Source organism: Citrobacter sp. Ce006 (genome assembly GCF_030336535.1).
In the GTDB taxonomy this organism is placed as follows: Bacteria; Pseudomonadota; Gammaproteobacteria; order Enterobacterales; family Enterobacteriaceae; genus Citrobacter; species Citrobacter europaeus.
In genome coordinates, this window is the sequence record NZ_JAOWDO010000058.1 from 90,891 (window position 1) to 109,274 (window position 18,384).

An 18,384-nucleotide genomic window follows, 5' to 3' on the forward strand; every position below is an offset into this window, starting at 1 on the left:
TTACTCCCCCTGCTGTTCCAGCGCGTGCTTGTACAATGCATTCTTCTTCACGCCATGGATTTCAGCAGCCAGCGCGGCGGCCTTTTTAAGCGGCAGTTCTGCCTGCAATAAGGCCAATGTACGGAGCGCATCGGCAGGAAGGTCGTCTTCTTGCGCTTTATGCCCTTCGACGATCAGCACCATTTCGCCTTTACGACGGTTTTCATCTTCCTTGACCCACGCCAGCAGTTCGCCAACCGGTGCGCCGTGAATAGTTTCCCAGGTTTTGGTCAACTCACGCGCCAACACCACGTAGCGGGATTCGCCCCAGACGGCAACCATGTCCTCCAGACTATCCAGCAAACGGTGGGTAGATTCATAAAAAATAAGCGTACGTGGTTCAGCCTCAATGGCTTTCATCGCATCACGACGCCCTTTCGATTTGGCAGGCAGAAAACCTTCATAGCAAAAGCGGTCTGAAGGCAGACCAGCAGCGCTCAGGGCAGCAATCGCCGCGCAAGGGCCTGGTAGAGGAACAACGCGGATCCCCGCTTCGCGACAGGTGCGCACCAGATGGTAGCCGGGATCGTTAATCAGCGGCGTTCCGGCATCGGAAACCAGCGCAATGTTTTGCCCTTCTTTGAGCTTTGCCACCAGCGTTTCGGCCTTTTGCTGCTCGTTGTGGTCATGCAGGGCGAACAATCGCGCGTTAATCGCGAAGTGTTGTAACAATAGTCCTGTATGACGAGTATCTTCAGCGGCAATCAAATCAACGGCTTGTAAAACTTCGAGCGCTCGTTGGGTAATATCAGCCAAATTTCCTATAGGAGTAGGTACAATAAAGAGTTGGCCTTGAGAATTATCCGCCGATTCGTGTTGTTTCATTGTGTCGTCCGTATTGCCGATTTAATATTGAGCATTGAGTAAAAAAATATCACTGGATACAGTATGGTACCCTCAACATTTTCTCGTTTGAAAGCCGCACGCGCGCTGCCAGTCATTCTGGCAGCACTGATTTTCGCAGGTTGTGGCACCCAGGCGCCAGACCAGAGTGCAGCCCATATGCAGGGCACTGCGCAGGCTGATTCCGGCTTTTATCTGCAACAAATGCAGCAAAGCTCAGATGATAGCAAGACCAACTGGCAATTACTCGCCATTCGTGCACTGCTGAAAGAAGGCAAGAGCCAGCAGGCCATCGAGCTGTTCAACCAGCTACCGCAGAAACTAAGCGATACCCAGCGTCGTGAGCAGTCACTGCTGGCCGTCGAGATTAAGCTTGCGCAGAAAGATGTCGCTGGCGCACAGGCTCTGCTGGACAAACTCACCCCTGCCGATTTCGATCAAAACCAGCAGGCACGGTACTGGCAGGCGCAAATCGACGTCAACCAGGGTCGCCCGTCGTTGACACTACTGCGCGCCCTGATCGCCCAGGAGCCGTTGCTGGCCGCAAATGCTAAGCAGAAAAACATGGACGCCACCTGGCAGGCGCTGTCATCCATGACCCAGGAGCAAGCGCAGGCGCTGGTCATCAATGCGGATGAAAACGTGCTGCAAGGCTGGCTGGATCTCCAGCGCGTCTGGTTCGATAACCGTAACGATCCGGACATGATGAAAGCCAGCATTGCTGACTGGCAAAAACGTTATCCACAGAACCCGGGGGCAAAACTGTTGCCAACGCAGTTGGTTAACGTGCAGAGCTTTAAGCCCGCCTCCACCAGCAAAATTGCGCTGCTGCTGCCGCTGAACGGTCAGGCCGCTGTATTTGGCCGTACTATCCAGCAAGGCTTTGAAGCTGCGAAAAACATGGGCACTCAACCCGTAGCAGCCCCAGCTGTTGCCGCGCCAGCTGCAGATACAGCAGCCATGGCGACCACGGAACAGCCGCAAACGACTGACGGTGTTGCCAGCCCTTCTCAGGCGTCAGTAAGCGATCTAACCAACGAGACGTCAGCGCAACCAGAAGCTGCAGCCCCGCAGCCAACCGCGCCTGCACAGCCAACGACCGCCAGCGCGCCGGCGAATCCGTCCGCTGAGCTGAAAATCTACGACACCTCATCACAGCCGCTGAATCAGATCCTGGCTCAGGTTCAGCAGGATGGCGCCAGCATCGTGGTTGGCCCGCTGTTGAAGAATAATGTTGAAGAGCTGATGAAAAGCAACACGCCATTAAACGTCCTGGCGCTTAATCAGCCGGAGGCGGTGAAAAATCTGCCGAACGTCTGCTACTTCGCCCTGTCGCCAGAAGATGAAGCGCGCGACGCCGCGCGTCACATCCGCGATCAAGGAAAACAGACGCCGCTGCTTTTGACCCCGCGGAGTGCGTTAGGCGATCGCGTTGCCAACGCCTTTGCGCAGGAGTGGCAAAAGCTGGGTGGCGGCGTAGTGCTGCAGCAGAAGTTCGGCTCCACTGCTGAGCTGAAAATGGGCGTCAACGGCGGCTCGGGGATTTCCCTGACGGGCAGCCCGGTGGCCTCCTCTGTACCCACGCAGCCTGGCGTAACCATTGGCGGTCTGACGATACCGGCAGCGCCAACCGATGCGCAAATCACCGGCGGTGGTCGTGTTGATGCCGTGTATATTCTGGCGACGCCGGAAGAAATTGCATTTATTAAGCCGATGATCGCTATGCGCAACGGCAGCCAGAGCGGTGCCACGTTGTACGCCAGCTCCCGCAGCGCGCAGGGAACTGCCGGCCCGGATTTCCGTCTGGAGATGGAAGGCTTGCAGTACAGCGAAATTCCGATGCTGGCAGGCGCTAATGCGCCTCTTATGCAGCAGGCGCTTGGCGCGGTGCGTAACGACTACTCGCTGGCGCGTATGTACGCCATGGGCGTCGATGCCTGGTCGCTTGCCAACCACTTCTCGCAAATGCGTCAGGTGCAGGGTTTCGAAATTAACGGCAACACCGGGGCCTTAACCGCAACGCAGGATTGTGTGATTAACAGGAAGTTATCATGGCTCAAATACCAGCAAGGACAAGTCGTCCCCGCCAGTTAACGAGTAAACAGACCGGTGACGCGTGGGAATCCACCGCGCGTGACTGGCTGCAGAGCAAAGGACTGCATTTTATCGCCGCCAACGTGCGTGAACGTGGCGGCGAAATTGACCTGATAATGCGTGAAGGCAACACCACCGTATTTGTTGAGGTTCGCTACCGACGCTCAACCTTGTTTGGCGGTGCGGCGGCGAGTGTGACCCGGAGCAAACAACACAAATTATTACAGACCGCCCGCTTGTGGCTTGCGCGCCACAATGGGAGTTTTGATACTGTGGATTGCCGGTTCGATGTGTTAGCCTTCACCGGAAATGATGTTGAGTGGTTTAAGGACGCGTTCAACGACCGCTCATAGTTGAAGATTCAGAGCCTGGTTCTTAAGGATTAGCGTGTTAGATAGAATTAAAGTCTGCTTTACAGAAAGCATTCAAACTCAGATAGCTGCGGCTGAAGCTCTTCCGGATGCGATCTCCCGTGCAGCCATGACGCTGGTTCAGTCCCTGCTCAATGGCAACAAAATTCTCTGTTGTGGTAATGGGACGTCCGCTGCCAATGCACAGCATTTTGCTGCCAGTATGATCAATCGTTTTGAAACAGAACGGCCAAGTTTACCTGCGATTGCACTAAACACTGATAATGTGGTCTTAACTGCGATTGCCAACGATCGCCTGCACGACGAAGTTTATGCAAAACAAGTCCGTGCGCTGGGACATGCAGGTGATGTTCTGCTGGCAATCTCTACGCGTGGTAATAGCCGCGATATCGTAAAAGCCGTTGAAGCCGCCGTAACACGCGACATGACAATCGTCGCGCTGACCGGGTATGACGGAGGGGAGCTGGCCGGATTACTGGGGCCGCAGGATGTTGAAATCCGTATTCCCTCACACCACAGTGCCCGCGTTCAGGAAATGCACATGCTGACGGTCAACTGCCTTTGCGATCTCATCGATAACACGCTTTTCCCTCACCAGGATGATTAAGGAGTACACATGAAGGCATTTTCGCCGCTTGCTGTGATTATCGCTGCACTGCTGCTGCAAGGCTGTGTCGCTGCTGCCGTTGTCGGAACTGCTGCTGTCGGCACCAAAGCCGCGACGGATCCCCGCAGCGTCGGCACCCAGGTAGATGATGGAACCCTGGAATTACGCGTCAATACGGCGTTGTCGAAAGATGCCCAAATCAAGAAGGAAACGCGAATCAACGTGAGCGCGTATCAGGGTAAAGTGCTGCTGGTTGGTCAGTCGCCGAATAGCGAACTGTCTGCGCGGGCAAAACAGATTGCGATGGGCGTAGAAGGTACGACTGAGGTCTTTAATGAGATCCGTCAGGGCCAGCCAATTGGCCTGGGCGATGCGTCCAACGATACCTGGATCACCACCAAAGTACGTTCCCAGTTGCTGACCAGCGATCAGGTGAAATCCTCTAATGTGAAAGTCACCACCGAAAACGGGGAAGTGTTCCTGTTGGGTCTGGTAACTGAGCGTGAAGCGAAGGCGGCGGCGGACATCGCCAGCCGGGTAAGCGGCGTGAAACGCGTCACTACGGCCTTTACGTTTATTAAGTAATACAGATGCCGGATAGCGACGCATGGGCGTCTTATCCGGCCTACAGGCATAATCGTTTGTAGGTCAGATAAACACCAGCGCCATCCGGCATTTTATTTGGCCCTTTCGCGTAGCTCGGAAGAGGTCAGGATCGAAACCCCTTCATGCCCAGGTGCCAGTGCCTCCGCCAGCATTGCCCGCGCAACATCGCGCGCTTCAATCGACTTCCAGTTACCCGGCAGCAGCCTGAACAACGGCGCTAAAAACATCTCATTCGTCCGCTGTTTGTCCCTATCCCCCAGTAGCATTGAAGGTCGGACAATCGTCAGCCGTGGCCAATTCTGCGCGATCAGCGCCTGCTCCATTTCACCTTTCACCCGGTTATAGAAAAACGGTGAATTCGCATTGGCGCCCATTGAACTCACCACCAGCATATGCTGGGCGCCTAACCGGCGTCCCGTCAGGGCCGTATCCACCACCAGCGTATAGTCAGCATGGATAAACGCCTCTTTGCTGCCCGCTTCACGTCGGGTGGTCCCCAGGCAACAAAAGACAATATCGACCGGTTCGGTAACCTGCGCCAGAGCATCGGTTAGCTGCGGATCATGAGGGTTATAGATGCCAACCGTATCAGCCAGCGGTCGACGCGTTGGTGCCGTAATGGCATTGACCCGGGGTTCATTGAGCAGCATACGCAGCAAATTTCCGCCTACCAGCCCCGTTGCGCCCGTTATTAACACCTGACTCATCCTCGCTCCTTTACAGATTTGTCCGTCTTGCGCTCTCAGCCTCAGCGACCAGACTTAATAGTTCGTGAGGTAATTATCCATCAACATGGAAATTCTGCCTCATCCGCATGCCATTCAACGGAGGAAACATGAGCAAGAAAATTGCCGTTTTAATCACTGATGAGTTTGAAGATTCAGAATTTACATCGCCAGCTGCAGAATTTCGTCAGGCCGGGCATGAAGTCATCACCATTGAAAAACAGGCGGGCAAAACGGTGAAGGGGAAAAAAGGAGAGGCCAGCGTAACCATCGACAAAGCGATCGAAGATGTACGCCCTTCTGATTTTGACGCCCTGCTGTTGCCTGGCGGTCACTCACCGGATTACCTGCGCGGTGACGAGCGTTTCGTGACCTTTACCCGGGATTTTGTTAACAGCGGCAAACCGGTGTTTGCTATCTGCCACGGTCCACAGCTGCTTATCAGCGCGGATGTCATTCGCGGACGTAAGCTTACCGCTGTGAAGCCTATCATCATCGATGTGAAAAACGCCGGCGCCGAATTTTACGATCAGGAAATGGTGAATGATAACGATCAGTTGGTAACCAGCCGTACCCCAGACGATCCCCCGGCGTTTAACCGTGAGGCATTACGTATTCTCGGCGCGTGAGTCACGTAGCCAGAGCATCTTTTTACCGAAGCCCAGCGTGTTGTCCGTGAATTTGACTTCATCCAGTCGAATCTCCCACACGGGCGCAGGCAGCATTCTGGCGACGGGGAAACGGCGGTTGTAGGCCTTACGCGCAACTTCGCTCTCCTGCCCTTCAAGACGCCGGATTTCCCCTTTGAACTGTACGCCACGAATCAGGGCGACCGTTTTGGGCTGACCATTTACCGTGCCGGCAATCGGTGCTCGGGGTCCGGACATCTGCGCATGGCGCGTTTTCTCTTCAGTCAGCACATAGAACACCATCTTCTGCGCATCAAACAGGTAAAACGCATTGGCGCACCATAATTCACCTTCATGATGTACGCACCAGGTCACGACGTGCTGCTTTGCCAGCCAGCGGGTCACCGCAGTCAGTGTTTCCATTTCTGTTCTCTTTTATACTGTAGGCCTGAAAATTATCACGTCGATGGTGACAATGACACCCTGGTATCTGTACCTGATCCGTACCGCGGACAACGCCTTATACACCGGAATAACCACCGATGTGCAACGCCGCTATAAGCAGCATCAAAGTGGGAAAGGCGCGAAGGCGCTACGCGGAAAGGGGGAACTCACGTTGGCATTTGCGGCGCAGGTTGGCGACCGTTCGCTGGCCCTGCGCATAGAGTATCGCGTCAAACAGCTCACCAAGCGGCAGAAAGAGCGCCTTGTCGAAAGCGAAGGGCTTGAGGCGCTACTGAGCAGCCTGCAAACCCCGGAGCTTAAAAACGATTGAAGTGGTCGTGGTATTCCACAAGGCCCGTCACGCCTTCCAGCGCATCGTCCGCCAGGCGATGAACCTGGAACGCGCTTTCGGTGCCCGGCCAGCGGCAGCGCAGGTCATGATGTGCTGCCAGCTCAAAGCCAAAGCGGCTGTACAGTGCTGGATCCCCCAGTGTGACCACCGCGGCGTAGCCAAACTCGTTCAGTGAATCGAGTCCTTCATAGACCAGCTGACGCGCCAGCCCCTGCCCCCGGTAGTTTTCATCCACCGCGAGCGGCGCCATGCCGACCCATTGCAGATCTTCGCCCTGAACATCGACAGGACTAAACGCGACGTAACCCACTACCTGACCTTCGTCATCAGTCGCAACCAGACCCAGCGTTAAGAAGCCATCTTCACGCAGGTCGTGCACTAATTTCGCTTCCGCATCGCTCTCAAATGAACGGCGCAGCAGCGCATCAATACCAGGGGCATCAATGGGAATTTCAACTCGAATCAGCATGGCTCACCTACCGAAGTCTGTTTGGTTTCTGGCGGCGTTTTCATCCCCGCCTCAACAAAATCCGCCAACTGCATCAGCATGACGCGCAACGCTTTAGGCATCTGATCCAGTTCGATGGCGTCCATCAGATTTTTTACATACAGCCCTAATTCTGTATCACCTTCAATCACCAGGCGACGCTGGAAGAAAAGCGTATCCGGATCCTGCTTGCGCGCCGCGATCATCAGCAGATCGCTGGCATCGGCGCTAAAACTTACATCCGCATCTGCATTCTGGCTGACAATAAGTTTATCGTTCTCAACAGAGGTATACCATTTGAGGCCAATGTCACGCACATGAATGCTCAGCCAGCGGCCGTCGAGAAACTCCAGCTCCCCATCGGCCAGCGCCTGACTAAACTGCCAGCTCAGGACCTGTTCCAGAACCTGGCGCTTTAGCGCAAAGGGCGTCAGTTTAACCGGTACACTCATCAGAGAAGGACCAAAATGTACTAAGCGTGAACGCAGTTTATCCAACACGAGCTTTACTCCCTGTTTCAATAGTCCTGCTATTTTGCCATATCAAATAAACGACATAGCGGCATAAATCAACAATTCGCTACGAAATTGTTACCTCTTTATTGGTGTCACCAATACGACTTTAACTGCCTCAAATCAAAAATTGTCTCAGCAAGGTTAACTAAAATCCCTCTTCGTTAACATTTCTGCGCCCTTCACGGCGCAACGTTCAGGATAAATTATGGAGCTGCTCTGCCCTGCCGGAAACCTCCCGGCGCTTAAGGCGGCCATCGAGAACGGCGCTGATGCTGTCTACATCGGGCTGAAAGATGATACCAACGCCCGTCATTTCGCCGGCCTTAATTTTACCGAGAAAAAATTGCAGGAAGCGGTGAGTTTTGTTCATCAGCACCGCCGTAAGCTGCACATCGCGATTAACACCTTTGCGCATCCGGATGGTTACGCGCGCTGGCAACGTGCCGTGGATATGGCGGCGCAACTGGGTGCAGATGCGCTAATCCTCGCCGACCTCGCCATGCTTGAGTATGCCGCAGAGCGCTACCCGCATATTGAGCGCCATGTCTCTGTTCAGGCATCTGCAACCAATGAAGAGGCGATTAATTTCTATCATCGCAACTTTGACGTCGCCCGCGTGGTGTTGCCGCGCGTGCTGTCTATTCATCAGGTGAAGCAGCTCGCTCGCGTCACGCCAGTTCCCCTGGAAGTGTTCGCCTTTGGCAGCCTGTGCATTATGGCGGAAGGCCGTTGCTATCTTTCGTCCTATCTGACGGGCGAGTCGCCTAACACGGTTGGCGCCTGTTCTCCAGCCCGTTTTGTACGCTGGCAGCAGACCCAGCAAGGGCTGGAATCCCGCCTTAATGAAGTGCTGATCGACCGCTATCAGGATGGAGAAAACGCGGGTTATCCCACGCTGTGTAAAGGCCGTTATCTGGTTGACGGCGAGCGCTATCATGCGCTGGAAGAACCCACCAGCCTGAATACGCTGGAGCTGCTGCCGGAGCTGCTGGCGGCCAATATTGCCTCGGTAAAAATCGAGGGACGCCAGCGTAGCCCGGCCTATGTTAGCCAGGTGGCGAAAGTGTGGCGTCAGGCGATCGACCGCTGTATGGCCGACCCGCAAAACTACGCCCCACAGGCCGCGTGGATGGAAACGCTCGGTTCAATGTCCGAAGGCACGCAGACCACGCTTGGCGCGTATCACCGTAAATGGCAGTGAGAGAAGCAATGAAATATTCCTTAGGACCGGTGCTGTGGTACTGGCCAAAAGAAACGCTGGAAGATTTTTATCAGCAGGCCGCCGTAAGCCAGGCCGACGTTATCTATCTTGGCGAAGCGGTATGCAGTAAACGCCGCGCCACCAAAGTGGGCGACTGGCTGGATATGGCGAAATCATTGGCCGGTAGCGGCAAGCAGGTGGTGCTTTCGACCCTCGCGCTGGTGCAGGCATCGTCGGAGCTGGGCGAACTCAAACGCTATGTTGAAAACGGCGATTTTCTGGTGGAAGCCAGCGATCTTGGCGTGGTAAACATGTGCGCCGAGCGTAAGCTGCCGTTTGTCGCCGGACATGCGCTCAACTGCTACAACGCGGTAACCCTGCGTTTGCTGCTCAAACAAGGTATGGTGCGCTGGTGTATGCCGGTAGAACTGTCCCGCGACTGGCTGGTAAATCTGCTCGACCAGTGTGATGAGCTGGGTATTCGCAATCAGTTTGAAGTAGAGGTGCTGAGCTACGGGCATCTGCCGCTGGCGTACTCTGCACGCTGCTTTACCGCACGCTCTGAGGACCGTCCGAAGGACGAGTGTGAAACCTGCTGCATCAAGTACCCGAACGGGCGCGATGTACTGTCGCAGGAGAATCAGCAGGTCTTTGTCCTCAACGGGATCCAGACCATGAGCGGCTATGTTTACAACCTTGGCAACGAGCTGACGTCGATGCAGGGGCTGGTTGATATTGTGCGCCTGTCCCCTTCAGGAACCGAAACTTTCGCCATGCTCGATGCCTTCCGCGCCAATGAAAATGGTACGGCCCCATTACCGCTTGCCGCCCACAGTGACTGCAACGGCTACTGGAAACGACTGGCAGGGCTGGAGTTACTAACTTAAATTCAACAAGTTGCTGATAATTTAATCGTGCCGGATATTTAACATCTCAATATTTGGCACTATTTTAGTAAGCGTTATAAATACTTTTCTGCATATTATTTTAATTAATTAGGTCCTCTATTAATAACATTCTGACATTATTTTTTATTAGCCATCACCACGTAAATACATTCTAATAAAACATATAGCCCCCCACAGCCATCCACTCAACAAATACAACCGAAGCTGTGCACTGCCTTTATTGCGAGAAAAAACAATATATAACAACAACATAAGACATCCAATTAACACAAAAGAAATGAAATGTACAACCATTATTTTGACAATCGATATTAAGTTTAAATACGTTTATAAATATTACCATGCAAATAAAATCACCCAGCTTGAGATGTAATCTTAAACTTAAATTAGATTATTTAAGATTCTCGAACAGGAATGGAAAAGAATATTTAAATGGAAATACATATAATATTCAATCCTGGATGTATTTAATTCGTAGTCAGGAAATATCTATGAACAAGAAGTTAATTGCGACCGTATTTGCTACCTCTTTGAGTCTTTTTGGAATGACCTCTGCGCAAGCAGAAGAAACAGCGACAGATGTCACTGCACCGGGTGGTACTGTACATTTTGTTGGGCAGGTAGTGAATGCGGGCTGCTCTGTAGCCTCTGATTCTCTCGATTTTACCGTTTACCTTGACCAGGTTCGCGCAACGCATTTAGCCACAGCAGGCACCGCTGCCGGTCAGCCAAAAAGCTTTGAAATTCACCTGGTAGATTGCGACGCCAGCATTGTTAAAACTGCGGCAGTCACCTTCACCGGCCAGACTGACGCTGATGTACCGGCTGCACTGGCGAATACCGCAGGCGCAGGCGCGGCTAAACACGTTGCACTGCAACTGTACGGACCGGACAGCAAAGCAGTTGATATGGGCGTAAAATCAAGCTCTATCGCCGTACTGGATGGTGAAAACACCATTCCGATGAGCGTTGACTACATTGCCACCGACGCCGCAGGCGAAGCGGGTAGCGTAGAAGCCACCGCAACATTCCACATGAACTACGCGTAATGTAGTTCAGCCTTTGCCGCTTTGCGCAATGATGGCGCAGAGTGGCACTGACTCTCCCCATGGACCGAAGCATTTTCTGTTATAGCGCCCCCGGATTTATTTAATCCATTAGCTTATACAGGCTTCGCGTCCATTTATATTGCACTTCTGAATGTTATTTTTGATATAAAGGAATATGTCATGGTTACCTCATTTGCTAATAGAAAGCAGACCGTTAAAATAGGTTTAGTCCACATGACCGTGGGCGCGTTATCAATAATTTCTTTTGCCGCCAGCGCCGGGGGCGTTTCACTTGGCGCAACGCGCATTGTCTACCCCTTGACTGCGCAACAGGTTTCACTGCCCGTCAGAAACTCTGATAGCCAAAATACGTTTTTAATTAAATCATGGGTGTCCAATCCGGATGACACTAAATCTGATGAATTTGTCGTAACGCCACCGCTTTTTTCCATTTCGGCAAAACATGAAAATATCGTACGTATCATGTATATCGGTAAACCACTACCGACCGATCGCGAAACAGTATTCTATTTTAACAGTAAAGCCATACCACCGGTTGCCAAAGAGAAGATTAAGCAAAATACCTTACAGATTGCCACTCAGAGCACAATCAAACTATTTATGCGCCCGGAAAATTTAGCCAGCGCGTCGGTAGATGCCCCGCGCACTCTGCGTTGTAGTATTGCAGGCGGAAAGGCCAGCATGAACAACCCTTCCCCCTATTACGTTACGCTGGTTAATTTCCGTATCGGCGAAAACAAAATCAAAAATACGATGTTGGCGCCGATGTCCACCAGCAGCGTCGACTTTTCCGGCAAGGGTGGCAGCATAAAATTTCAGACGGTAAATGATTTTGGCGCACTGACGCCAGAACAAACATGCAACAGTTAAAAATAATATAACTATTTATAATGATGTGGCTGATATAAATGCAAACAAACTTTTATATTAATAAATTTAAAATCGCACCTCTGACAACAGCACTCATCGCTGTCTTCACGTCATTCTGTACGGGGGCAGAGAATTATTTCAACCCGGCATTTTTTTCAGACGATCCGGACGCAGTAGCCGATCTCTCGCGTTTTACAAACAACGGCGCGCAAACGCCTGGTACCTATCGGGTAGATATCTATCTTAATGAAACGTTCACCGGCACCCGCGACGTCGAGTTTAGAGAATCCAGAGATCCACAAAACCATCAGCTGCAGCCTTGTCTGTCGGTCGACTACTTGCAAAAAATTGGCATTAATAATAAATCACCCGGGTTTGCGTCGATAAAAGATGAGTCGTGCGTTGACCTCAGTATCGCTATCCCCGATGCCGCAAGCGAATTTGAGTTTGAAAAACTCCGCCTCAATCTTTCTATTCCGCAAATTGCACTGAGTAATAATGCCAGAGGATACATCCCGACGGAGCAATGGGACGAAGGGATTAACGCCCTGCTGGTCAACTACAATTTTTCAGGCTCAAACAGTCGCGACGGCAGCGGAGAAAGCAGCGGCGCCAACAGTAACTATTTTCTGGCGCTAAACAGCGGGGCCAACATTGGCCCGTGGCGCTTACGCGATAACTCAACGTGGAGTAAATCGACCACCAGCAGCAAGTGGCAACATATTAATACCTATCTTCAACGCACCGTGATTCCCTTAAAAAGCGAACTCACTATTGGGGATGGTTACACCTCATCAGAGCTCTTCGACAGTCTGAACTTTCGTGGTGCACAACTCTCTTCCGATGAGAATATGTTACCCGACAGCCTAAAAGGCTTTGCGCCAACAATACGCGGGATCGCGCAAAGTAACGCCCAGGTTACCGTCAGGCAAAATAATTACATTATTTATCAAACTTACGTCGCGCCAGGGGCTTTTGAAATTACCGATCTCTACCCTACTTCATCGGGCGGTGATTTGGTCGTAGAAGTGAAAGAATCGGATGGCAGAATATCCAGCTACAGCGTACCGTATTCAGCGGTGCCGCTTTTACAGCGCGAAGGCAGGATCAAATATTCGGCGATTGTCGGACGCTCAAGAACAAACAGTTCGCAACAGGAAGAAACGGATTTCGGCCAGTTCTCTCTCAGTTGGGGATTGCCGCACGGTTGGACGTTATACGGCGGCGGTCAGCTGTCCTCCACTTACACCGCGTCGGCACTGGGTTTCGGCGTCAATATGGGCGATTTTGGCGCCGTCTCGCTGGATCTGACGCATGCGCAAAGCGAACTGGCTGATAACAGTCGCCATACCGGGCAATCGCTGCGTTTTCTCTACGCAAAATCACTCAACAACATCGGCACTAACTTCCAGCTGTTAGGCTATCGCTACTCCACTTCTGGGTTTTATACCTTTAGCGATACCACCTATAAAAAGATGGATGGATACACATCCGACCCTGATGACGAAGATGACGATCAGCCTGTATGGGTAAATTACTATAACCTCTATTATTCAAAGCGAGGAAAGGTACAGGTTAATATTTCTCAGCAGCTAAACGGCTATGGCTCCCTTTATTTGTCCGGTAGCAAACAGAGCTACTGGCATACCGATGAAACCAACTCATTATTCCAGATTGGCTACAATACCCAATGGAATAATATGAACATCGGCCTGAGTTATAATTATACCCAATCGCCAGGCCAGCCAAATGCCGATCAAATTGTTGCGCTGAATATTTCCCTGCCGCTTGGCTGGTGGTTGAGCCCCGGCGGCGTTTCACCAACCCAGCGCACGAACTCCATGTTCGCCACACTTAGCACCAGTACCGATAAAGACGGACATACCACGCAAAACGCGGGGGTCAGTGGGTCGCTGCTTGAGGCCAACAACCTGAACTATAACCTGCAGCAAGGGTATGGCAACCAGGGAACCGGCGCCAGTGGAATGGCCAGCCTGGATTACAAAGGCGCGTATGGCGACGTTAACGTGGGATATAACTATAGCGACAACGGAAACTACCAACAGGTTAACTATGGGCTTTCAGGGGGCATTGTGGCGCATGCCGCAGGCATTACGCTCAGCCAGCCGTTGGGCAACACCAATATTCTGGTCGCTATTCCGGGCGCAGAAAATGTTCCGGTAGAAAACAACGAGGGCATAAAAACCGACTGGCGCGGCTATACGGTTATTCCGTATGCCAACGTCTATCGTCAGAACCGAATCGCCCTGGATATTAACGCTCTTGGCGATGATATGGATATCGATGATGCCGTCGTACAGGTTATTCCAACCCATGGCGCCTTAGTCAGAGCTGATTTTAAAGCGCGGATCGGACATCGGGTCTTGGTCACGCTGAAATACCACAATAAACCCGTTCCATTTGGCGCGACCGTGACCCACGACGACACTGAAAGCAGCAGTATCGTTGGCGATGACGGCGTCGTGTATCTTGCCGGGCTGCCGCCGCAAGGGGAGTTAAATGTGCAATGGGGAACCGGCGGCGATGCCCGGTGCCATGCAACCTATGCACTTGATGCTAACGCTATTCGCCCCGTTAATAAAATTACCGCTCGGTGTATATAATGAAAAAATATCCTCTTCATCTCTTTCTAAAAATAACCGCAACGTTGTTATTTCTCGGCACCATCTCCGAATGCTACGCCGCATATCCAAATAATGCCTGCGGCCCGGCAAACGGTAGTACGACAACAAGTTACGTCTTTAATGTCAATTCAACCATCACCAATCCAGAGGACAACAGAGCGGGTGCCTTGCCACCTGTCACTGAATCCAGCAGCGGTCAATTCTCACTATATTGCCAATGTGATCCAACGCTGTATCCCAATGGGGTAGTCACGCATCAATGGACAACCAGCCCGTTGGACATCTATACCACAGCAAATGGATTAACTTTTTACAATATCAATGAATACATTGCGGCCGCGATAGAGATAAAAGATGAAGGTAATGGTACTTACTACCCTGTTCCATGGAACAACCATTATATTCCCAAAGATGACGGGACATATCCCTGTAACACAGCAGGCGATGAATATCATACCGGGAACCATGTCCGGGTAACGTTTTATATGAAGCGCTCCTTTGTCGGCCAGGTCAATATACCCTCAACCATTATGGCCCAGCTCTGGTATACCGTGACGGATACCTTTATTCCCGGTGAGGCAACAGCAAGCCTGTCAATAAATGGTACGGTGACCGTACCCGAAAGCTGCGAAATTAATGCCGGACAGATGCTTACCGTCGAGTTGGGTCAAACGTGGGCCGGTAGCTTTAAAACGCCGGGACAAAAGCCCAAGGGTTATACACCGAAAACCCTTTCCATCCCGGTGCAGTGTAATGATATGGCCTCAACGGCGAATCTGGAATGGCGTATGGTCGCCACCCCTTCGGCAGAATACCCGGATGCCATCCAGTCCAGTAACAGCGGGATAGCCGTGGTTGTGGCGGATATGCAGGGAACCACAATCCCACCGGAAACCGGCAAGATCCTGCTGACGCTGAATGATACCTACGCGACGACCATTAACGTGCAGGCCTGGCCGGTGAAAACCATTGAGGGCACCCCTGAAGCGGGCAGCTATAACGCGGTGGCCACCATGCGTATTGATTTTCAGTAACCCGCTACGGATAAGCAGAAATGAAAAAATGGATGATCTTTCTGGTCGCCGGTTTGGCCAGTACCGCGCAGGCGGAAAACGAAGTGCCAAACTTAACGTTTAACGGCTCGATTATTGCCGAAGGCTGCGATGTAGCGGTAGCCAGCGAAAATCAGACGGTACATATCGGCGACTTCTCAGTTGCCGTATTTTCCGGTACAGGCAGCGTAAGTTCAGCGAAGAATTTTGAGATTAATCTGGAAAACTGCGTTGGTAAAGGCAGTATTACTTTTTCAGGTGAGTCCAATACGGATAACGGCGCGCTCCTCGCACTCACCAACGCAACTGGTGAAGGCGACACGGCTTCAGGTGTGGCAATTGAAATATTGGATTTAAATTCAGGTGCACCGCAACCCCTGCCTCTTGGGCAAGCCAGCAGTTTATATACATTGAAGTCCGGTGATAACACTCTCCGCTACCAGTTGCGCTATAAGGCCACTCAGAATGTGGTAACGCCGGGTAGTGCCAATGCGGTGATGTATTTCGATATGCTCTATCAGTGAGGCAGAGGAATGACAAAATATCTTTTTATCCTGTTTTCTGCTTTATCGCTGGGCCACATTTCAATTGCTTTCGCCGACGATCACAGCGGAACCATCAATATCACGGGTTCGATTAACGCTCATACCTGTGAAGTCGCTGCCGCATCAAAAGATTTTACCGTTGCCCTTGGGCAGTTTCATCCGCAAGATTTTCTTCAGACGGGTGCCGTAACCTCCATGCAGGCATTTATCATCACCCTGGAAAAATGTGCATATGAAGTCACGACGGCGACGGTCACATTCAATGGTGAATCCGACACTGACCGTCCGGAGCTGCTAAAAGTGGATGCTTCAGCCGAAAGCGCTACCGGGCTTGCTGTGGCAATTTTAGACAGCAACAGAGCGATTATCCCATTAAAAACCGAGAGCCCCGCTTATACGTTAAGTTCTAATTCGGTACAAATCTTTGACCTGCAATTTTATGCCCAGTATATCTCCACCCGCACGATTGTAACGCCGGGCGATGCCGGTGCCACCGCCACCTTCCAGCTGCACTATGAATAATTATTACGCCGTTATTGCTTTGCTACTGTTCGGGAGTAGCTGCAGTGGCCATGCTGGCGTCGTTGCTGGTGGCACACGGTTTATTTTTGATGCCGATGCTGGCAGTCTGTCCATCACCTTAAAAAATACCGACAGCGCAACCTGGCTGGTCAAAAGCAGCATTAATAACACGCTACAATGGCCCGGGGCCGAACCGATCCACGGGATGACGCCTTTTACTGTAACGCCGCCCCTTTTTGCGCTTGCGGGAGAAAAAGAAAATAAAATTCGGATAGTTAAAACCGCAGAGGATTTACCCGTCGACCGTGAAAGCCTGTATGAATTGCTGATCACCGCCATTCCTTCTGGAAAAATGGAAAAGAACTCGGTACAGGTCGCCCTGCGCTCACGTTATAAACTCATTTATCGTCCTCCTGGGCTATCTGGGATCCCAGAGCAAGCATACCAGCAGATTCACTGGCAGTGGCGACAGGACGGGTCGTTGGAGATCGGCAATCCGACCCCTTATTATGTGACGCTGACATCGGTGCGAGTGAATGGGAATATTGAAGAGAATGCCGGGGTTGTCGCCCCATTTAGTCAGCGTTCTGTTTCCTGGTGCCAAAATACAACCCTATGCAAAGTACAGTGGCGTACGCTGGATGATGTGGGTAAAGAACTCACCGCAATGAATATCACATTGACGCAAGCGCCATGATTAATCCCCAATGATAAACATCTCACTTTGTTAACAACATTCGCTAATCTTTAATGCAGTATTAAATGATTAACCGGTAACAAAGTGAGCCGTTATGACTGACAAAACTATTCCGTTCTCGGTGCTGGATCTGGCGCCGATCCCTGAAGGATCTTCTGCAAAAGAGGCCTTCACGCACTCGCTTGATCTCGCTCAACTGGCCGAAAAACGCGGTTACCACCGTTATTGGCTGGCAGAGCATCACAACATGACCGGCATCGCCAGCGCCGCTACCTCAGTGCTGATTGGCTATCTGGCTGCTAATACCACCACGCTGCATCTCGGTTCTGGCGGCGTGATGCTGCCCAACCATTCGCCGCTGGTGATCGCCGAGCAGTTTGGCACCCTGAGCACACTGTATCCGGGACGCATCGATCTCGGGCTTGGCCGTGCGCCAGGGAGCGATCAGCCGACGATGCGCGCACTGCGCCGCCATATGAGTGGTGATATTGATAACTTCCCACGCGACGTAGCTGAACTGGTGGACTGGTTCGACGCCCGCGATCCGAATCCCCATGTACGCCCGGTGCCTGGCTACGGGGAGCAGATCCCGGTCTGGTTATTAGGTTCCAGCCTGTACAGCGCACAGCTGGCGGCTCAGTTGGGTTTGCCGTTTGCCTTCGCCTCGCACTTTGCTCCGGATATGCTGCACCAGGCACTGCATCTGTATCGCAGCCAATTCAAACCCTCAGCGCGGCTGGCAAAGCCGTATGCGATGGTGTGCATCAACATCATAGCCGCCGACAGCAATCGCGACGCCGAGTTTCTTTTCACCTCCATGCAGCAGGCGTTTGTGAAACTGCGTCGTGGCGAAACCGGCCAGCTACCGCCGCCGGTAGAGAATATGCATCAGCTGTGGTCCGCTTCTGAGCAGTACGGCGTACAACAGGCGCTGAGTATGTCGCTGGTTGGTGATAAGGCAAAAGTGCGGCATGGTCTCGAGGCGATTTTGCGTGAAACCCAGGCTGATGAGATTATGGTTAACGGCCAGATTTTTGATCATCAGGCACGTCTACATTCGTTTGATTTGGCGATGGATGTGAAGCAGGAATTGTTGGGGTAGTTCTATTTGTGCCGGATGGCGGCTGCGCGTTATCCGGCCTACTCAATCTCTGTAGGCCCG

At 52.0% G+C, this 18,384-nt stretch carries 21 protein-coding genes; 16 read left to right on the forward strand and 5 right to left on the reverse strand.

From position 1 onward, the window contains the following. Window positions 1-864 carry a 16S rRNA (cytidine(1402)-2'-O)-methyltransferase gene (gene rsmI, locus OGV94_RS05405; RefSeq protein ID WP_003024942.1) on the reverse strand — a complete coding sequence of 288 codons (864 nt, stop codon included), beginning with the start codon at window positions 862-864 and terminating at the stop codon, window positions 1-3. Window positions 865-927: 63 nt separating this feature from the next. On the opposite strand from rsmI, the gene OGV94_RS05410 reads away from it, so the two are divergent. From OGV94_RS05410 to dolP, 4 genes are read left to right on the forward strand one after another with little or no spacing between them, the layout of a single operon-like run. Continuing rightward, on the forward strand, window positions 928-2,976 hold the full coding sequence (locus tag OGV94_RS05410; protein WP_286522792.1) for a penicillin-binding protein activator: 2,049 nt from the start codon (window positions 928-930) through the stop codon (window positions 2,974-2,976). Beyond that, on the forward strand, window positions 2,934-3,329 hold the full coding sequence (locus OGV94_RS05415) for a YraN family protein (RefSeq protein WP_220771780.1): 396 nt from the start codon (window positions 2,934-2,936) through the stop codon (window positions 3,327-3,329). Before OGV94_RS05410 ends, OGV94_RS05415 begins: the two co-directional genes overlap by 43 nt. 34 nt (window positions 3,330-3,363) lie before the next feature. Then, the gene (gene diaA / locus OGV94_RS05420) at window positions 3,364-3,954 is read left to right on the forward strand and encodes a DnaA initiator-associating protein DiaA (RefSeq protein ID WP_003024948.1); all 591 of its coding nucleotides are present in this window, start codon (window positions 3,364-3,366) and stop codon (window positions 3,952-3,954) included. A 9-nt stretch (window positions 3,955-3,963) separates the two neighbouring features. Beyond that, entirely contained in the window at window positions 3,964-4,539 is a 576-nt protein-coding gene (dolP, locus tag OGV94_RS05425; protein ID WP_043017769.1) for a division/outer membrane stress-associated lipid-binding lipoprotein, read from the forward strand. Window positions 4,540-4,631: 92 nt separating this feature from the next. On the opposite strand, the gene OGV94_RS05430 is transcribed toward dolP, so the two are convergent. Then, a complete protein-coding gene (locus tag OGV94_RS05430) occupies window positions 4,632-5,267 on the reverse strand; it encodes an NAD(P)H-binding protein (protein WP_043017770.1) in 636 nt (211 codons plus the stop codon). Between the two features lie 128 nt (window positions 5,268-5,395). Here OGV94_RS05430 and OGV94_RS05435 point away from each other — a divergent pair, with 128 nt between their 5' ends. Next, on the forward strand, window positions 5,396-5,914 hold the full coding sequence (locus OGV94_RS05435; protein WP_286522795.1) for a type 1 glutamine amidotransferase domain-containing protein: 519 nt from the start codon (window positions 5,396-5,398) through the stop codon (window positions 5,912-5,914). Here OGV94_RS05435 and OGV94_RS05440 read toward each other — a convergent pair. Continuing rightward, window positions 5,894-6,337 carry a YhbP family protein gene (locus tag OGV94_RS05440; protein ID WP_047408370.1) on the reverse strand — a complete coding sequence of 148 codons (444 nt, stop codon included), beginning with the start codon at window positions 6,335-6,337 and terminating at the stop codon, window positions 5,894-5,896. The genes OGV94_RS05435 and OGV94_RS05440 overlap by 21 nt on opposite strands. Window positions 6,338-6,389: 52 nt before the next feature. Here OGV94_RS05440 and OGV94_RS05445 point away from each other — a divergent pair, with 52 nt between their 5' ends. Continuing rightward, on the forward strand, window positions 6,390-6,689 hold the full coding sequence (locus tag OGV94_RS05445) for a GIY-YIG nuclease family protein (protein ID WP_286522797.1): 300 nt from the start codon (window positions 6,390-6,392) through the stop codon (window positions 6,687-6,689). Here the strand turns inward: OGV94_RS05445 and OGV94_RS05450 are convergent. Both OGV94_RS05450 and ubiT read right to left on the reverse strand, forming a co-directional pair. After that, a complete protein-coding gene (locus tag OGV94_RS05450) occupies window positions 6,676-7,179 on the reverse strand; it encodes a GNAT family N-acetyltransferase (protein WP_003024966.1) in 504 nt (167 codons plus the stop codon). The genes OGV94_RS05445 and OGV94_RS05450 overlap by 14 nt on opposite strands. Next, window positions 7,173-7,697 (reverse strand): ubiquinone anaerobic biosynthesis accessory factor UbiT, encoded by a 525-nt coding sequence (ubiT, locus tag OGV94_RS05455; protein WP_043017774.1) that lies wholly within the window; start codon window positions 7,695-7,697, stop codon window positions 7,173-7,175. The genes OGV94_RS05450 and ubiT overlap by 7 nt, the downstream gene beginning before the upstream one ends. 220 nt (window positions 7,698-7,917) lie before the next feature. On the opposite strand from ubiT, the gene ubiU reads away from it, so the two are divergent. The 10 genes from ubiU (at window position 7,918) to OGV94_RS05505 (ending at window position 18,324) form a co-directional block, all read left to right on the forward strand. Beyond that, window positions 7,918-8,913: a ubiquinone anaerobic biosynthesis protein UbiU gene (gene ubiU / locus OGV94_RS05460; RefSeq protein WP_016154661.1), complete on the forward strand. Its 996-nt coding sequence runs from the start codon at window positions 7,918-7,920 to the stop codon at window positions 8,911-8,913. An 8-nt stretch (window positions 8,914-8,921) separates the two neighbouring features. Next, the gene (locus OGV94_RS05465) at window positions 8,922-9,800 is read left to right on the forward strand and encodes a U32 family peptidase (protein ID WP_100194891.1); all 879 of its coding nucleotides are present in this window, start codon (window positions 8,922-8,924) and stop codon (window positions 9,798-9,800) included. A 512-nt stretch (window positions 9,801-10,312) separates the two neighbouring features. Further along, entirely contained in the window at window positions 10,313-10,870 is a 558-nt protein-coding gene (locus tag OGV94_RS05470; protein WP_043017776.1) for a fimbrial protein, read from the forward strand. A gap of 180 nt (window positions 10,871-11,050) precedes the next feature. Then, window positions 11,051-11,761, forward strand: coding sequence for a fimbria/pilus periplasmic chaperone (locus tag OGV94_RS05475; RefSeq protein ID WP_080626047.1), 711 nt, complete (start codon window positions 11,051-11,053; stop codon window positions 11,759-11,761). 38 nt (window positions 11,762-11,799) lie between these two features. Next, a complete protein-coding gene (locus tag OGV94_RS05480; protein ID WP_100193673.1) occupies window positions 11,800-14,385 on the forward strand; it encodes a fimbrial biogenesis usher protein in 2,586 nt (861 codons plus the stop codon). Beyond that, entirely contained in the window at window positions 14,385-15,440 is a 1,056-nt protein-coding gene (locus OGV94_RS05485; protein ID WP_100193674.1) for a fimbrial protein, read from the forward strand. The genes OGV94_RS05480 and OGV94_RS05485 overlap by 1 nt, the downstream gene beginning before the upstream one ends. A gap of 20 nt (window positions 15,441-15,460) precedes the next feature. Then, complete coding sequence (locus tag OGV94_RS05490; protein WP_051642752.1) at window positions 15,461-15,982, forward strand: fimbrial protein; 522 nt, start codon at window positions 15,461-15,463, stop codon at window positions 15,980-15,982. A 9-nt stretch (window positions 15,983-15,991) separates the two neighbouring features. Then, the gene (locus tag OGV94_RS05495) at window positions 15,992-16,525 is read left to right on the forward strand and encodes a fimbrial protein (protein WP_286522799.1); all 534 of its coding nucleotides are present in this window, start codon (window positions 15,992-15,994) and stop codon (window positions 16,523-16,525) included. Further along, complete coding sequence (locus tag OGV94_RS05500) at window positions 16,518-17,222, forward strand: fimbria/pilus periplasmic chaperone (protein ID WP_286522800.1); 705 nt, start codon at window positions 16,518-16,520, stop codon at window positions 17,220-17,222. The genes OGV94_RS05495 and OGV94_RS05500 overlap by 8 nt, the downstream gene beginning before the upstream one ends. Window positions 17,223-17,316: 94 nt before the next feature. Beyond that, window positions 17,317-18,324: a luciferase-like monooxygenase gene (locus OGV94_RS05505; RefSeq protein WP_043017781.1), complete on the forward strand. Its 1,008-nt coding sequence runs from the start codon at window positions 17,317-17,319 to the stop codon at window positions 18,322-18,324. Window positions 18,325-18,384 lie beyond the last annotated feature (60 nt).

What these genes read in the sequence shown, in the direction of transcription:
- rsmI (WP_003024942.1), bottom strand. Translation starts at nt 864, where the DNA reads ATGAAACAACACGAATCGGCGGATAATTCTCAAGGCCAACTCTTTATT.
- OGV94_RS05410 (WP_286522792.1), top strand. Translation starts at nt 928, where the DNA reads ATGGTACCCTCAACATTTTCTCGTTTGAAAGCCGCACGCGCGCTGCCA.
- OGV94_RS05415 (WP_220771780.1), top strand. Translation starts at nt 2,934, where the DNA reads ATGGCTCAAATACCAGCAAGGACAAGTCGTCCCCGCCAGTTAACGAGT.
- dolP (WP_043017769.1), top strand. Translation starts at nt 3,964, where the DNA reads ATGAAGGCATTTTCGCCGCTTGCTGTGATTATCGCTGCACTGCTGCTG.
- OGV94_RS05430 (WP_043017770.1), bottom strand. Translation starts at nt 5,267, where the DNA reads ATGAGTCAGGTGTTAATAACGGGCGCAACGGGGCTGGTAGGCGGAAAT.
- OGV94_RS05435 (WP_286522795.1), top strand. Translation starts at nt 5,396, where the DNA reads ATGAGCAAGAAAATTGCCGTTTTAATCACTGATGAGTTTGAAGATTCA.
- OGV94_RS05440 (WP_047408370.1), bottom strand. Translation starts at nt 6,337, where the DNA reads ATGGAAACACTGACTGCGGTGACCCGCTGGCTGGCAAAGCAGCACGTC.
- OGV94_RS05445 (WP_286522797.1), top strand. Translation starts at nt 6,390, where the DNA reads ATGACACCCTGGTATCTGTACCTGATCCGTACCGCGGACAACGCCTTA.
- OGV94_RS05450 (WP_003024966.1), bottom strand. Translation starts at nt 7,179, where the DNA reads ATGCTGATTCGAGTTGAAATTCCCATTGATGCCCCTGGTATTGATGCG.
- ubiU (WP_016154661.1), top strand. Translation starts at nt 7,918, where the DNA reads ATGGAGCTGCTCTGCCCTGCCGGAAACCTCCCGGCGCTTAAGGCGGCC.
- OGV94_RS05465 (WP_100194891.1), top strand. Translation starts at nt 8,922, where the DNA reads ATGAAATATTCCTTAGGACCGGTGCTGTGGTACTGGCCAAAAGAAACG.
- OGV94_RS05470 (WP_043017776.1), top strand. Translation starts at nt 10,313, where the DNA reads ATGAACAAGAAGTTAATTGCGACCGTATTTGCTACCTCTTTGAGTCTT.
- OGV94_RS05475 (WP_080626047.1), top strand. Translation starts at nt 11,051, where the DNA reads ATGGTTACCTCATTTGCTAATAGAAAGCAGACCGTTAAAATAGGTTTA.
- OGV94_RS05480 (WP_100193673.1), top strand. Translation starts at nt 11,800, where the DNA reads ATGCAAACAAACTTTTATATTAATAAATTTAAAATCGCACCTCTGACA.
- OGV94_RS05485 (WP_100193674.1), top strand. Translation starts at nt 14,385, where the DNA reads ATGAAAAAATATCCTCTTCATCTCTTTCTAAAAATAACCGCAACGTTG.
- OGV94_RS05490 (WP_051642752.1), top strand. Translation starts at nt 15,461, where the DNA reads ATGAAAAAATGGATGATCTTTCTGGTCGCCGGTTTGGCCAGTACCGCG.
- OGV94_RS05495 (WP_286522799.1), top strand. Translation starts at nt 15,992, where the DNA reads ATGACAAAATATCTTTTTATCCTGTTTTCTGCTTTATCGCTGGGCCAC.
- OGV94_RS05500 (WP_286522800.1), top strand. Translation starts at nt 16,518, where the DNA reads ATGAATAATTATTACGCCGTTATTGCTTTGCTACTGTTCGGGAGTAGC.
- OGV94_RS05505 (WP_043017781.1), top strand. Translation starts at nt 17,317, where the DNA reads ATGACTGACAAAACTATTCCGTTCTCGGTGCTGGATCTGGCGCCGATC.